10 protein-coding genes are annotated in these 14048 nt (G+C 71.7%); 3 read left to right on the forward strand and 7 right to left on the reverse strand.

Annotation, left to right across the window (positions count from 1 at the left end):
- Nucleotides 1-256 precede the first annotated feature (256 nt).
- The 3 genes from JGS22_RS04105 to JGS22_RS04115 form a co-directional block, all read right to left on the reverse strand.
- Nucleotides 257-2941 (reverse strand): serine/threonine kinase C-terminal domain-containing protein, encoded by a 2685-nt coding sequence (locus JGS22_RS04105; protein ID WP_211039220.1) that lies wholly within the window; start codon nucleotides 2939-2941, stop codon nucleotides 257-259.
- A gap of 161 nt (nucleotides 2942-3102) precedes the next feature.
- Nucleotides 3103-4974 carry a serine/threonine-protein kinase gene (locus JGS22_RS04110; protein ID WP_211039219.1) on the reverse strand — a complete coding sequence of 624 codons (1872 nt, stop codon included), beginning with the start codon at nucleotides 4972-4974 and terminating at the stop codon, nucleotides 3103-3105.
- 177 nt (nucleotides 4975-5151) lie between these two features.
- On the reverse strand, nucleotides 5152-6858 hold the full coding sequence (locus JGS22_RS04115; RefSeq protein WP_211039218.1) for a glycerol-3-phosphate dehydrogenase/oxidase: 1707 nt from the start codon (nucleotides 6856-6858) through the stop codon (nucleotides 5152-5154).
- Between the two features lie 250 nt (nucleotides 6859-7108).
- On the opposite strand from JGS22_RS04115, the gene JGS22_RS04120 reads away from it, so the two are divergent.
- Complete coding sequence (locus JGS22_RS04120; RefSeq protein WP_211039217.1) at nucleotides 7109-8371, forward strand: nucleotide sugar dehydrogenase; 1263 nt, start codon at nucleotides 7109-7111, stop codon at nucleotides 8369-8371.
- Nucleotides 8372-8493: 122 nt separating this feature from the next.
- On the forward strand, nucleotides 8494-8796 hold the full coding sequence (locus JGS22_RS04125; RefSeq protein ID WP_211039216.1) for a hypothetical protein: 303 nt from the start codon (nucleotides 8494-8496) through the stop codon (nucleotides 8794-8796).
- Between the two features lie 169 nt (nucleotides 8797-8965).
- Here JGS22_RS04125 and JGS22_RS04130 read toward each other — a convergent pair whose 3' ends face one another.
- The 4 genes from JGS22_RS04130 to JGS22_RS04145 all read right to left on the reverse strand — a co-directional run bounded on the left by JGS22_RS04130 (nucleotide 8966) and on the right by JGS22_RS04145 (nucleotide 13252).
- A complete protein-coding gene (locus JGS22_RS04130) occupies nucleotides 8966-10081 on the reverse strand; it encodes a GuaB3 family IMP dehydrogenase-related protein (RefSeq protein WP_211039215.1) in 1116 nt (371 codons plus the stop codon).
- Nucleotides 10082-10197: 116 nt separating this feature from the next.
- Nucleotides 10198-11700, reverse strand: a complete 1503-nt coding sequence (guaB, locus tag JGS22_RS04135; protein ID WP_211039214.1) for an IMP dehydrogenase — start codon at nucleotides 11698-11700, stop codon at nucleotides 10198-10200.
- A 109-nt stretch (nucleotides 11701-11809) separates the two neighbouring features.
- Nucleotides 11810-12394: a sigma-70 family RNA polymerase sigma factor gene (locus JGS22_RS04140; RefSeq protein WP_308405505.1), complete on the reverse strand. Its 585-nt coding sequence runs from the start codon at nucleotides 12392-12394 to the stop codon at nucleotides 11810-11812.
- A 246-nt stretch (nucleotides 12395-12640) separates the two neighbouring features.
- The gene (locus JGS22_RS04145) at nucleotides 12641-13252 is read right to left on the reverse strand and encodes a response regulator transcription factor (protein ID WP_211039212.1); all 612 of its coding nucleotides are present in this window, start codon (nucleotides 13250-13252) and stop codon (nucleotides 12641-12643) included.
- A 439-nt stretch (nucleotides 13253-13691) separates the two neighbouring features.
- On the opposite strand from JGS22_RS04145, the gene JGS22_RS04150 reads away from it, so the two are divergent.
- Nucleotides 13692-14006, forward strand: a complete 315-nt coding sequence (locus tag JGS22_RS04150) for a WhiB family transcriptional regulator (RefSeq protein WP_211039211.1) — start codon at nucleotides 13692-13694, stop codon at nucleotides 14004-14006.
- Nucleotides 14007-14048 lie beyond the last annotated feature (42 nt).

Raw genomic sequence — 14048 nt, forward strand, 5'->3', positions numbered from 1 at the left:
ACGTCCCAAGCCGGCGCGGTCCGCCCGTAACGCCCGAGGCGGGAGGCGGGGCGCGAGTACGGGTGCGGGGGTCGGAGTGCGGCGCGAGAGGAACGCCCGGAGGCGCGGGAGGAGCGCCGGACACCGGCACCGCGGGCGAGGACGCGCACCGCAGCTGCACGCGGCCCGACGGGCGGTACGGCGCACGGGGCCCGACGGGCGGTACGGCGTACGGGGCCCGACGGGGCGTACGGGGCCGTACGCCGGGCGTTCCGGGTCAGCCGCCGGCGCGGTAGGTGTCGACGACCGCGGTGAAGTGCTCGTCGACCTCTTCGCGGCTGCTCTGCGGGCCCTTGACCAGCACCACGTGGTACTTGCCGCCCAGCAGCATGGCGCGGTTGCGCACCACCGTCTGCTTGCCGCCGGCCTCCCAGCCGAACTCGCCCTCGGCCATCGCGGTGTCCCCGACCGTGATGGTCCGGACCCCGCTGCTGGTCTTCCAGCCCGTGGCGTCGCGGTAGTCGGCCAGTTCCGGCTGGTCGGAGAGCTGGTAGTTCCGCGGATCGCTGCCGAACCTGTCGGCGCTGTCCCGTCCGGGCACGACCACCAGCTCCATCGCGCCCTTGCGGAACCGGACCAGGCCGTCCGAGGTCTGGCCGCGCGCCCACCCCTGGGGCACGGCGATCCGGAATCCCGCCGGGTCGTCCTGGACCCGGTAGCCCTCGGGGGCGGAGGGCTCGTCGGAGTCGGTGGCGCCGCCACTCGGCTCGGGGCTGTCGCTCTGCCCGCCGCTTCCGCCCTCGCCCGGCTTGTCGTCCTCTCCGCCGGTGCCGCCGTCGCCGGACTCCGAGGGCGCGGGCCTCGAACCGTCCACGGAACCGCGCTGGTTGGAGTCCCCATCCGATTTCGGCATCAACAGCGCCGCACCCACCATCACGGCGACCACCAGCACGAACACGCCGAGAACTATCAGCCGGCCGAGCTTGCGCGGATCACCTCCGCCGGTGCGGGGAGCGGGCTTCGCGCTCTGCTTGCGGTGCCGCCGGCGCTCCACCGGAACCGGCTCACGAGCCGCTCGGCGTCGCCGCACCAGCTCCCCGCGCCGCCGTATGATCGGCAGCCGGCTGGGGTCCGAACGCCGTCCGCCGGGCGGCAGCCCGGCGCTGACCACCCGTCGGCCCGCGTCCGGCTCCGGCGCGGACCTGATCAGCGAACGCAGCCAGCCGCTGAGCTCCTCGTAGCTCGGACGCTCGGTCGGGTCCTGGCGCAGCAGCGACTCGATCACCGGCCGCAGCGGGCCGCACTCCTCGGCGAACGCCGGGGGCTCGGCGCAGACCAACTGCACCAGCTCCGCGGTGTTCTCCTCCGGATAGGGCGCGTGACCCTGGACCGTACGGAAGAGCAGCGCGCCCAGCGCCCACAGATCGGCGGGCGGCCCGACCGGCGGGGCGAGGCGCCAGTTCTCGTAGACCGGCCCGGCCTGCTCGGGCGCCCAGCGCTCGGTGACGGCGCCGACCATCGTCATCCGCGCCTGCCTCGCCCGCTCGGCGGCGAGCGAGGTGACCGGCCCGCGGTAGGGGCCTGCGGCACTCTCGCCGCCGCCCCACCGCTCCGCCTCACGGCCCTCGCCACCTCCGTGGCCGCCGCGAAGCTCGGCATCGCGACCGCGGGGGTGCGGATCGGTCTCGGCGTACGCGTCCGGTGTTCTGTACGTGGCCGGCGTGCCGTACGCGTCGGCGGGTGCGGTCTGCGAGTCGGCGGGGGGAGCGAGCTCCGCCTCTGCCGCGTCCTGCCGGTGGTCGTTCGGATCGAAGCGGCCGTCGGTGCCGTCGGTGTCATCGCCCCCGACGCCCCGGTGCGGCGCCTTCTCGAAGTCCAGCGGGCCCAACTCGTCCTCGGCGGGCGGAAGTTGGCCGCCCTCCGAGCCCTCGTTCGCGCCGTCGCCGTTCTCACCGTCACGATCCGAACCGTCGGCGCTCGGGCCGTTGTCCGGCGTGTGCCGCGGGCGGTAGCCGAGCTGCACCGGAATCGCCATCGCCGGGCCCGGCTTGTCGCCGCCCCACGGTCCGTGTGCTCCCTTCGGCGCGGGGGCCTCGTCGGTCGCCTCGCCGTCGCCGGTATCCCGGGGCGCCGCCCCGGACCGCACCTCGGACGCAGCCACTGGCCACTCCTCGGCGAACTCCGCCTCCGCGTCCACCACCGCGTCGTCGCCCGGATCGCCGTACCCGGTACCGCCGTTCTCCGCGCCGGCCTCCGGATCGCCCCACCCAACGCCGCCGTACCCGGACTCGCCCTGCCCGGGGGGCTGTTCGGCGTGCAGCTGCTCGGCCGGGCCGCGCAGGCCGCGCACCGGCGGCGAGGGGGCCATCGGGCCGTCCGTGGGCAACGGGTCGTAACCGCTGAGCGCTTCCTCCGCGGCGCCCGAGGCGAGGCCGGTGAGCAGCGCCCGGCCGTCCTCGCAGATCAGCACCGTACGGGTGGTGATGTTGCGGTGTGTCCAGCTGTAGGTGTGCACGGCGCTGAGCGCGGCCAGCAGGTCCGCGGCGATCTCGGCAGCCCGGTGCGGTGTGAGCGGCGCCTCGGCGAGGACCGCGGCGAGCGGTCGCGCGGCGACCAGCTCGCTGACGATCCACAGCCCGTCGTCCTCCACGAAGACGTCGAAGACCTGGTCCAGACGCGGGTGGTCGGGGATACGGCTGGCTTCGAGCGCCGCGTCGATCGCGCGCCGCACCGCCGGATCGTCCGGCGTCCTGGTGGCCCGTCCCAACGAGGTACGGCCGCCGAAGCCCGGCTCGCCGAGCAGCTCGGCCTCGACCACTTCGGGCAACGGCACCTGGCGCACCAGGACTTCCTGACCGCTGGCGGTGTCGTACGCGCGCGACTCCCGGAGCTCGTACTCCTCCGCGGGCGGAAGCGGCAGACGGTAGCGCTCGGCCAGAAGCCTCCCCGCATAAGCGTCCACAGCGCCTCCCCACAGCGTGCGAAACAGTCAGATCCGCTCTTCCGCCGCCCTGTTGCGGCGGAGAACGTCCACAGCTCAGTACCTCACGATACGTGTCCCCGCGGCGACGTGCTGCCGCAACCTGTCAGTCGGTGCCACGTCTCCGTGCCGCCGACAGCCGCTCAACTCCCCTGCGGACGGAAGGAGTCGAAGGCGGTTTCGCGCATCGTCGTGCACTCCTCGCCCTCCCACTCCGAAGCCTTGCAGGTGATGACGATGGCGTACCCGTTGTCGTCGTCGACCTTGAAGCCGCGGTTGAGCACGCGGACCCGCTCGCCGTTCTCCTCGCGCTCGAAGTGCCAGTCGGAGACGGTCGGGTAGTCACGCCACTCGATCTGCTGCATGTCGACCTTGCGGTAGTCCTTGCTGCCGGTGGCCACTGCTGACTCCAGCAACTGCCAGGCGCGCAGGGCGCTCTTGGTCGGGCTGTTGGTGAAGTCGACCTGGATCTTGGGAACGCTGCCGCGCGAAGTCGCGTAGATGCCGCCGGAGTTGCGGCCCGCGGTGGCGACCCGGGAGAAGTCCTCGGGCATCGCCATTCCGAAGCGGAAGCTGTTGTCGGTCAGCTCCTTGTAGCCCCGGGGCAGACCGTCCTCGTCGTCCTTCTCGTCCTTGTCGCCCTCGTCGCCCTTCTTCCCGTCCGCGTCGCCGCCTGCGGAGGAGCCCTCGTCGCCCTTCCCGGAGTCGCCGCCGCTGTCGGAGCCCTTGTCCTCGCCCTCGCCGCCGGAGCCCTTGGCGTCCTCACCGCCGCCGCCGGCAGCCGCGGCGCTGTCGCCCTTCCCGGGCGAACCGCCGTCGTCGTTTCCGTTGTTGGCGAAGGCGATCACCGCGCCGAGGATGCCGAGCAGCACCACCGCGACCGCGGCGGCCATCAGCGCCACCGAGCGCCTGGAGCCCGACTCGCCGCCGGCACGTGCAGGCTGCGGCGCGGTCGGACCGCCGTCGGACGCACCTGCCGAGGCCTGGCCGGCCGGTACGGCGGCGGACTTCACCGGTGGCGGCTTGTCCTCGCCCCCGCGCTCCCCGCGCTTGGCGGGCTCGCCGTCCGCGGCCTCGTACTCCGCGGTCCTGGCGGCCTTGGCACCCCGGGCGGGCAGCACCACGGTCGAGGAGGAGTCCTGCTGCAACCGCTCGGAGTCCTCGGGACCGTCCAGCACGGCCTGGAGCAGCACCCGCGCCCCGGCCTCGTCCAGCCGCTTCTCCGGGTTCTTCAGCAGCAGCCCGTAGATGACCTCCTCCAACTCGCCCGCGCTCGTGGGCGGTTCGAGCGGATCGGTCATGACGGCGGTGAGCGTGGCGATCGCCGAGCCCTTGTCGTACGGCGGGTGGCCCTCGACCGCGCAGTACAGCAGTCCGCCGAGCGACCACAGGTCCGCCGGCGGGCCCGGCCGCTGGCCGCGCGCGCGCTCGGGCGAGATGTAGGAGGGCGCGCCGACCAGCATGCCGGTGGAGGTGACCGAGGGGTCGCCCTCCACCTTGGCGATGCCGAAGTCGGTCAGGATGACACGGGCGGTGTCCTCCTCCACCAGGACGTTCGACGGCTTCACATCGCGGTGCACGATGCCCTCGCGGTGGGCGGCGCGCAGCACTCCGAGCACCGCGAGCCCGACCTCCGCCGCCCGGCGAGGCGTCAGCGGGCCGTCCTCCTTGATGATGTCGGCGATCGAGCGGCCCTCGATCAGCTCCATCACGATCCACGGGCGGCCGTCCTCGTCCACCACGTCGTAGACGGTGATGGCGCTGCCGTTGCGGATCCTCGCGATGGCCTTGGCCTCGCGCAGGGTGCGGGTGACCAGCCGCCGCTTCTCTTCCTCGTCGATGTCGGAGGGGAACCGCAGCTCCTTGACCGCGACCGTACGGCCCAGCACCTCGTCCCTGGCCCGCCACACGGTGCCCATACCGCCACGCCCGAGCACGTCCCCGAGGCGGTAGCGCCCACCCAGGAGCCGACCGGTCTCCTTGCCCTTGGCAGCATTTTCGGCGTTCTCGCCCATGCTTCCCCTCGCGTCAGCCCGCCCCAGCAGTCGGACCTATTGTCACCCATGCGGAGCGGAGCTGAGGTACGGGGCCAACGTGACCTCTGGTGCAGACCAGTGCGTTGCACCACACACGCCGACGGGAGTCGGCCACCGCGCGGTGCGCGGGGCCAACTCCCGTACGGGGGTGCCGGGTCAGCCCGCGGCGATGTCCGGCGCGCCCAGTCGGGCGGCGTCGGCGGTGAGGTCGTCGGGCTGCCGCTGGGACTCGCGCTCGGCCTCGACCCGCTTCTCGTAGTGCTTGACCTCGCGGGCGATCCGCTCCTTGTCCCAGCCGAGCACTCCGGACATCAACTCGGCGCACTCCCGGGCGCTTCGGGTGCCGCGATCGAAGGTCTCGATGGAGATGCGGGTGCGGCGGGTCAGCACGTCCTCCAGGTGGCGCGCGCCCTCGTGGGTGCAGGCGTAGACGATCTCCGCCTTGAGATAGTCGTCCGCCGCCGGCAGCGGCTTGCCCAACTCCGGGTCCTGGGCGATGAGTTCGAGCAGCTGCTCGGTCAACGAGCCGTAGCGGCCCAGCAGATGCTCGACCCGCACCACGTGCAGACCGGCCCTGGCCGCGAGCCTGGCGCGCGCGTTCCACAGCGCGTGGTAGCCCTCCGCCCCGGCGAGCGGCACCTGCTCGGTGCAGCACTCCGCGACCCGGTGGTCCAGGGCCCGTACGGCCTCGTCGACCGCGTCCTTGGCCATCACCCGGTACGTCGTGTACTTGCCGCCTGCGATCACCACGAGGCCGGGCACCGGGTGGGCGACGGTGTGCTCCCGGCTCAGCTTGCTCGTCGCGTCCGACTCCCCTGCCAGCAGCGGGCGCAGGCCGGCGTACACGCCCTCCACGTCGTCCCTGGTCAGCGGCGTCGCCAGCACGGAGTTCACATGCTCCAGCAGATAGTCGATGTCCGCGCTGGACGCGGCCGGGTGGGCCTTGTCCAGGTCCCAGGCGGTGTCGGTGGTGCCGACGATCCAGTGCCGCCCCCAGGGGATGACGAACAGCACGCTCTTCTCGGTGCGCAGGATCAGCCCGGTGGTGGAGTTGATGCGGTCCCGCGGCACGACCAGGTGGATGCCCTTGGACGCGCGCACATGGAACTGGCCGCGCTCGCTGATCAGCGCCTGGGTGTCGTCGGTCCACACCCCGGTGGCGTTGACGACCTGCCGGGCCCGCACCTCGTACTCGCCGCCGGACTCGACGTCCTGCACCCGCGCGCCGACGACCCGTTCGCCCTCGCGGAGGAAGCCGACAACCTTGGCCTGGTTCGCCGCCAACGCGCCGTAGGAGGAGGCGGTGCGCACCAGGGTGTGCACGAAACGGGCGTCGTCCACCTGGGCGTCGTAGTACTGGAGGGCTCCGGTCAGGGCGTCCTTGCGCAGGCACGGCGCGACCCGCCGCGCGTGCTTGCGCGAGAGGTGCCGGTGCACCGGGAGCCCGCGGCCGTGCCCGGAGGAGATCGACATCGCGTCGTACAGCGCCACTCCGGAACCGGCGTACAGCCGCTCCCAGCCCTTGTGCTGCAACGGGTAGAGGAAGGGCACCGGCTTGACCAGATGGGGGGCGAGCCGCTCCAGCAGCAGACCGCGCTCCTTCAGCGCCTCCCGCACCAGGGCGAAGTCCAGCATCTCCAGGTAGCGCAGCCCGCCGTGGATGAGCTTGCTGGAGCGGCTGGAGGTGCCCGAGGCCCAGTCCCGCGCCTCAACGATGCCGGTGGACAGGCCGCGCGTCGCGGCGTCCAGCACCGCGCCCGCGCCGACGATGCCGCCGCCGACCACCAGTACGTCCAGCTCCCGTTCGGCCATCAGGGCGAGTGCCTCCGCCCGCTCCGCCGGTCCCAGTGTCGCTGTCCTCACCCTTTGCCTCCCGTGGTCGCGCGCCGTCGTCGATCCAGGGGCCGGCCTCCGCTGTGATGGGAGTGGCTCCTGGGCCGATGGTCCCCCATTTCCCGGGCCTTGACCCGGGGGTCGGCACGGTTCCGGAATCCACCATATCTGTCATATATGCGCTTAACCTGACGTAGCGCCCAGGGTGAGCGCTCCCTCGGGCCGTGCCGGGCCCGCCCCGCACCAGCCGCCCCGTCGTCCCGGGAAGGACACCGCCCCCATGCCCGCAGACCTCGCAGTTCTCGGACTCGGCCATCTCGGTCTGCCGGCAGCCCAGGCAGCGACCGCCGCCGGTATCGGCACCGTCGGATACGACCCCTGCCACGGGACCGTCACCGAACTGCGCGCCGGGCGCCCGCCCGCCGACGGCGTCCTGTCCACCCCGGAGCTGCGCCGGATGCTCTCCGCCGGCTTCCACGCCACGTCCGAGCCCACCGAGCTCGGCCGGGTGCGCACGGCGCTCATCTGCGCCGCCACCCCGCTGGGCACCGACGGCGCCCTGGACCTCACCGCCGTCGAGGACGCCGCCCGGACGCTCGCCGGCCGGCTGCGGCCCCGTACGACCGTCATCGTCGAGTCGACCGTCTACCCCGGCACCACCGGCAAGCTGATCCGCTCACTGCTGGAGGAGGGCTCCGGGCTGCGCGCCGGACGCGACTTCCACCTCGCCTGCGCCCCCGGCCGCCTCGACCCCGGCAACCGCCGCTACGGGTACGCCCGCACCCCGCGCGTCATCGGCGGCCTCACCCCTGCCTGCACCGAGGCCGCCGCGGCCTTCTACGGAAGGCTGACCGACAAGGTCGTCCGCGCGCGGGGACTGCGCGAGGCGGAGACCACCAAGCTCCTGGAAACCAACTTCCGGCACGTCAACACCGCGCTCGTCAACGAGATGGCCGTGCTCTGCCACGACCTCGGCGTCGACCTCTGGGACGTCATCCGCTGCGCCGAGACCAAGCCGTTCGGCTTCGAGTCCTTCCGGCCCGGCCCCGGGGTCGGCGGCCACGGCGTACCGATCGACCCCAACTACCTGGCGTACCGCAGCCGTACACTCGGCCACCCGCTGCGGCTGGTGGAACTCGCCCGCGAGGTCAACGACCGGATGCCCCGCTACGTCGTCCACCGCGCCACCTCGCTCCTGAACGAGCACGGGAAGTCCGCACGGGGCTCGCGCATCCTGCTCCTCGGCGTCACCTACAAGCCCGACCTCCCCGACCAGGAGGGCGCGCCCGCGCGGGAGATCGCCACCCGGCTCGCCGACCTCGGCGCCCAGCTCAGCTACCACGACCCGTACGTCCCGCAGTGGCGCGTCTCGGGGCGCCCGGTACCCCGCGCCGACTCGCTCCACGAGGCCGCGGCGGGGGCCGATCTGACCCTGCTGCTCCAGCACCACACGGTGTACGACCTCCAGGGCCTGAGCGCCAAGGCGCAGCTCCTCCTGGACACCAGGGGCGCCAGCCCCGCAGGTGCCGCGCACCGGCTCTGACCCGCTCCGCGGGCACCCGCCGGAGCATCGCGAACAGCCGCTGTCGGCCCGGCCGTTGTCAGTGGTCGACGGTAGACTCGAACACAGTTCGAATGGTTCGCCGACGCCCTGGGAGGACGCCGATGACCGTCGTCACACCGCCTGCCCCGACAGCCCAGCCCGCCTCTCCTGCCTTGACCATCCCGACCGCCCCGGCTGCTCAGATCCCCTGCAAGCGCCTGCCCGCGGGCCAGCCCCGCGAGTGGTACGAGTCGCACAACCGCAAGCTCAAGGCCATGCGCCTGGCCTCGGCTCTGCTCAACTCCGGGGTGTACCACCCCACTCAGGCATCCGACCGACGGATACGAGCCATCGCCCCGCTCGTCGGCGTGCACCCGCCGTCGACGGCCACCTGCCGGTTGGTGCGCCGGCTGATGCTCCACTGACACCGCCGCCGTACCGCAGCCGTGCCGCCGCCCGGCGCCTCACCGTCGCAGCCGGCGGTGGGGCGCCGCGTTCGGCGGCCGAGGGGCCGCGCACGAGTGCGGGCCGGTCCCGGCGAACTGCTCGCCGGGACCGGCCCGTTCAGCACTGCAACACTGCGCTGCGATTCCCTCAGCGGCTGGGCGACACCGTCACCTCTACCCGCTGGAACTCCTTCAGCTCCGAGTAGCCCGTGGTCGCCATGGCCCGGCGCAGGGCGCCGAAGAAGTTCATCGAACCGTCCGGGGTGTGGGAGGGCCCCGTGAGGATCTCCTCCGTGGTGCCCACAGTGCCGAGCCGCACCTTCTTGCCGCGCGGCACGTCCTCGTGCACGGCCTCCATGCCCCAGTGGTAGCCGCGGCCCGGTGCGTCCTCGGCACGGGCGAGCGGCGAGCCCACCATCACGGCGTCCGCGCCACAGGCCACGGCCTTCGGCAGGTCGCCGGACCAGCCGACCCCGCCGTCGGCGATGACGTGCACGTACCGGCCGCCCGACTCGTCCAGGTAGTCGCGACGGGCGGCGGCCACATCGGCCACCGCGGTCGCCATCGGCACCTGGATGCCCAGTACGTTCCGCGTGGTGTGCGCCGCACCGCCACCGAAGCCGACCAGCACACCGGCCGCGCCGGTGCGCATCAGATGCAGCGCCGCGGTGTACGTCGCGCAGCCGCCGACGATCACCGGCACGTCCAGTTCGTAGATGAACTGCTTGAGGTTGAGCGGCTCGGCGGCCGAGGAGACGTGCTCCGCGGAGACCGTGGTGCCGCGGATGACGAAGATGTCCACGCCCGCGTCAACCACCGCCTTGGAGAACTGCGCGGTGCGCTGCGGCGAGAGCGCCGCCGCCGTCACGACGCCGGAGTCGCGGACCTCCTTGAGTCGACGGCCGATCAGCTCCTCCTTGATCGGCTCCGCGTAGATCTCCTGGAGACGGCGGGTGGCCCGCTCCTCGTCCAGCTCGCCGATCTCGGCGAGCAGCGGCTCCGGGTCCTCGTAACGGGTCCACAGGCCCTCGAGGTTGAGCACCCCGAGGCCGCCGAGCCGGCCGATCCTTATGGCGGTGGCCGGCGAGACGACTGAGTCCATGGGGGCGGCGAGGAAGGGCAGTTCGAAGCGGTAGGCGTCGATCTGCCAGGCGATCGAGACCTCCTTCGGGTCGCGCGTCCGCCGGCTCGGCACGACGGCGATGTCGTCGAAGGCGTACGCCTGCCGACCGCGCTTGCCGCGCCCGATCTCGATCTCACTCACGTGTCCACTGCCCTTTCGTACGGTGTGCCGACCTCAGTATCCCCGACCTCCCCAGAGCTGCGGGAGGCGGGCGAGGGAGAACCGCCCGCATCCGCTCGCGCAGGCCGGACGACGGGTCAGCGGCGGCTGTAGTTCGGCGCCTCGGTGGTCATCTGGATGTCGTGCGGGTGGCTCTCCTTGAGACCCGCCGAGGTGATCCGTACGAACCGCCCGCGCTCCTTCATCTCCGGCACGGTGCTGCCGCCGACGTAGAACATCGACTGCCGCAGCCCGCCGGTGAGTTGGTGCACCACGGAGGCCAGCGGACCGCGGTAGGGCACCTGGCCCTCGACGCCCTCGGGGATCAGCTTGTCGTCCCCGCTGACCTCCTCCTGGAAGTAGCGGTCCTTGGAGAACGAACGCTGGTCGCCGCGGGTCTGCATCGCCGCGAGCGAACCCATGCCGCGGTAGGACTTGAACTGCTTGCCGTTGATGAACAGCAGCTCGCCGGGCGACTCCTCGCAGCCGGCCAGCAGGCTGCCCAGCATCACCGTGTCCGCACCGGCGACCAGCGCCTTGGCGATGTCACCGCTGTACTGCAGGCCGCCGTCGCCGATCACCGGAACGCCCGCGTCCCTGGCTGCCTCCGCGGCCTCGTAGATCGCGGTGACCTGCGGTACGCCGACACCGGCGACGACCCGCGTGGTGCAGATGGAACCGGGTCCGACACCGACCTTGATGCCGTCCACACCCGCGTCCACCAGCGCCTTCGCGCCGTCCCTGGTCGCCACGTTGCCGCCGACGACGTCGATGCGGTGGTGGGACTTGATCTTCGCCGCCATCTCGCTGACCAAGCGCGAGTGACCGTGCGCGGTGTCCACGACGACGAAGTCGACGCCGGCCTCGACCAGCGCCTGCGCACGCTCGTACGCGTCGCCCGCGACGCCCACGGCGGCGCCGACCAGGAGCCTGCCCTCGGCGTCCTTGGCGGCGTTCGGGTACTTCTCCGCCTTGACGAAGTCCTTGACGGTGATCAAACCCTTGATCCGGCCCTCGCCGTCGACCAGCGGAAGCTTCTCGATCTTGTGCCGCCGCAGCAGCTCCATCGCCTCGTCGCGCGCGATGCCGACCTTGCCGGTGACCAGCGGCATCGGCGTCATGACCTCGCGCACCTGACGCTCGCGGTCGACCTCGAAGGCCATGTCGCGGTTGGTCACGATGCCCAGCAGCTTGCCGCCGCCGTCGGTGACCGGCACCCCGCTGATCCGGAAGCGACCGCACAGAGCGTCCGCCTCCCGCAGCGTGGCGTCCGGGCGGATGGTGATCGGGTCGGTGACCATGCCGGACTCGGACCGCTTCACCCGGTCCACCTGCGCGGCCTGGTCCTCGATCGACAGATTGCGGTGGAGCACGCCCACACCGCCCTGGCGGGCCATCGCAATGGCCATCCGCGCCTCGGTGACCTTGTCCATCGCCGCCGAGAGCAGCGGGATGTTCACCCGCACGTTCCGGCTGACGTACGAGGCGGTGTCGATCTCGTGCGGGGCCATGTCGGACTCGCCGGGCAGCAACAGCACATCGTCATACGTCAGCCCAAGAGTCGCGAACTTCTCGGGTACGCCGCCGACGTCATCCCTCATGACACCTTCCCCAATGGTCTTGCTCCAGCACGGGCGACCATGCTAACGCCCAGCCGGACACCCACCGCACGATCGGCTGATCGTACGAACCCCGCACGGATCTCCGTGCCTACTGCTCGGCCAGCGCGCGCAGCCGACTGAGCGCGCGGTGCTGCGCGACCCGTACGGCTCCCGGTGACATGCCGAGCATCTGACCGGTCTCCTCCGCGGTCAGGCCGACCGCGACCCGCAGCAGGATCAACTCCCGCTGGTGCTCGGGGAGACTGGCGAGCAGCTTCTTGGCCCACTCGGTGTCGCTGCTGAGCAGCGCACGCTCCTCGGGGCCGAGCGAGGCGTCCGGCTGCTCCGGCATCTCGTCCGAGGGAACCGCCGTCGAACCCGGCCGGCGCATCGCGGCGCGCTGCAGATCGGCGATCTTGTGCTGGGCGATGCCCACCACGAAGGCGTCGAACGGCTTCCCGGTGTCGCGGTAGCGCGGCAGCGCGCAGAGCACAGCGAGGCAGACCTCCTGGGCGAGGTCGTCGACAAAGTGCCGCGCGTCCCCCGGGAGGCGACTCAACCGGGTACGGCAGTAGCGCAGCGCGAGCGGGTGCACGTGCGCGAGCAGGTCGTGTGTCGCCTGCTCGTCGCCGTCCGCCGCTCGCTGGACGAGTGTCCCGATGGCCGTCGCGGCCGTGGTCTCGTCGTCGCGCATCGGTCCATGGTGCACCGGAGCCGAAGCATCCGTTGCACCGAGCCCTTGCTTGTGCACTGAAGCGTTATGAGTGGGCGCACTGGATCCCATGCCCTGCGCCCTCCCCTCACGCCTGACTGACCGGTCCCCGAGGAACTCCATACTCCCAAGGATGCGGCACGCGCGGGATTGCGGCACCACCCTTGCTCTTCCGACCCGCCCACCGGGACCGATGGGCGGGGGTACGGGTCAGGATCGGGACGTTCGCTAGCGCACGAGGCCCCAGCGGAATCCGAGCGCCACCGCATGCGCGCGGTCGGATGCGCCGAGCTTCTTGAAGAGCCGGCGCGCATGCGTCTTCACGGTGTCCTCGGAGAGGAACAGCTCGCGGCCGATCTCCGCATTGGACCTGCCGTGACTCATGCCCTCCAGCACTTGGATCTCGCGCGCCGTGAGCGTCGGCGCCGCACCCATGTCGGCGGAACGCAGCCGCCGCGGCGCGAGCCGCCAGGTCGGGTCGGCGAGCGCCTGGGTGACGGTCGCGCGCAACTCCGCACGCGAGGCGTCCTTGTGCAGATAGCCGCGCGCTCCGGCGGCGACGGCGAGCGCCACACCGTCCAGGTCCTCCGCGACCGTCAGCATGATGATGCGCGCCCCGGGATCGGCCGACAGGAGCCGGCGCACGGTCTCGACACCGCCGAGTCCGGGCATCCGGACGTCCATCAGGACCAGGTCCGAGCGGTCGGCGCCCCAGCGGCGGAGCACCTCCTCGCCGTTGGCCGCGGTCGTCACCCGCTCGACGCCCGGCACGGTTGCCACCGCGCGGCGCAGCGCCTCCCGGGCGAGTGGAGAGTCGTCGCAAACGAGAACGGAAGTCATGGCCGCCCCCCACTGCTGATGCGCATCACCTTGTGCCTCCAGGCTGTTACGAGTCTTCACCTGTGCGGTTGACGCTCTCGGACATCTGCCCGAGTCGCTTGTCCGCCAACCGCCTCCGCACTCTCAACGACGGTCACCCAAAAGAGTTACGGGCCCGGAGACCCGCCTTCAACACCCAGCGTGATCGGCTCACCACACCACAGGGCACCCTCGTCCTTCTTCTGCCGCCCCACTGTGCCCTATTTGGTGGCTTTTGCTTCCCCTTTGTCGCCTCTGTAGCTAGATTCGCAAAGAGTCATATTTACATCTACTCACACCGTAGATGTACCGTCAGAGGTGACTTGATCCGCTCTGAACGGTGGCGGGTCCCACCAGGACCCCTTCTGACCAGTTCAGACCAGTTCAGCAGCCGGCAGCAAAGCTCCGAGAGGAACGAGCAATGGCAGATTTCTCCCGCCTTCCGGGCCCCAACGCCGATCTGTGGGACTGGCAGCTTCTCGCTGCCTGCCGCGGCGTGGACAGCTCACTCTTCTTCCACCCCGAAGGAGAGCGCGGAGCAGCCCGCAGCGCGCGCGAGGCATCAGCGAAAGAGGTCTGCATGCGCTGTCCCGTACGCGCCGAGTGCGCGGCACACGCCCTCACCGTCCGCGAGCCCTACGGGGTCTGGGGCGGTCTGACCGAGGACGAGCGCGAGGAGTTGATGGGCCGCGCCCGCAGCCGCCTCGTCACCGCCACGACCAGCACCCCCGGCTAGGACCTCGCCGCAACACACGACCGAAGAAACGTATCTGCAACT

Origin of the sequence: Streptomyces tardus (assembly GCF_018101125.2) — a bacterium.
Taxonomy (GTDB): Bacteria; Actinomycetota; Actinomycetes; order Streptomycetales; family Streptomycetaceae; genus Streptomyces; species Streptomyces tardus.

Coding starts and splice junctions, on each gene's coding strand:
- JGS22_RS04110 (WP_211039219.1), bottom strand. CDS start 4,974: ATGGGCGAGAACGCCGAAAATGCTGCCAAGGGCAAGGAGACCGGTCGG.
- JGS22_RS04120 (WP_211039217.1), top strand. CDS start 7,109: ATGCCCGCAGACCTCGCAGTTCTCGGACTCGGCCATCTCGGTCTGCCG.
- JGS22_RS04150 (WP_211039211.1), top strand. CDS start 13,692: ATGGCAGATTTCTCCCGCCTTCCGGGCCCCAACGCCGATCTGTGGGAC.
- JGS22_RS04145 (WP_211039212.1), bottom strand. CDS start 13,252: ATGACTTCCGTTCTCGTTTGCGACGACTCTCCACTCGCCCGGGAGGCG.
- guaB (WP_211039214.1), bottom strand. CDS start 11,700: ATGAGGGATGACGTCGGCGGCGTACCCGAGAAGTTCGCGACTCTTGGG.
- JGS22_RS04125 (WP_211039216.1), top strand. CDS start 8,494: ATGACCGTCGTCACACCGCCTGCCCCGACAGCCCAGCCCGCCTCTCCT.
- JGS22_RS04140 (WP_308405505.1), bottom strand. CDS start 12,394: ATGCGCGACGACGAGACCACGGCCGCGACGGCCATCGGGACACTCGTC.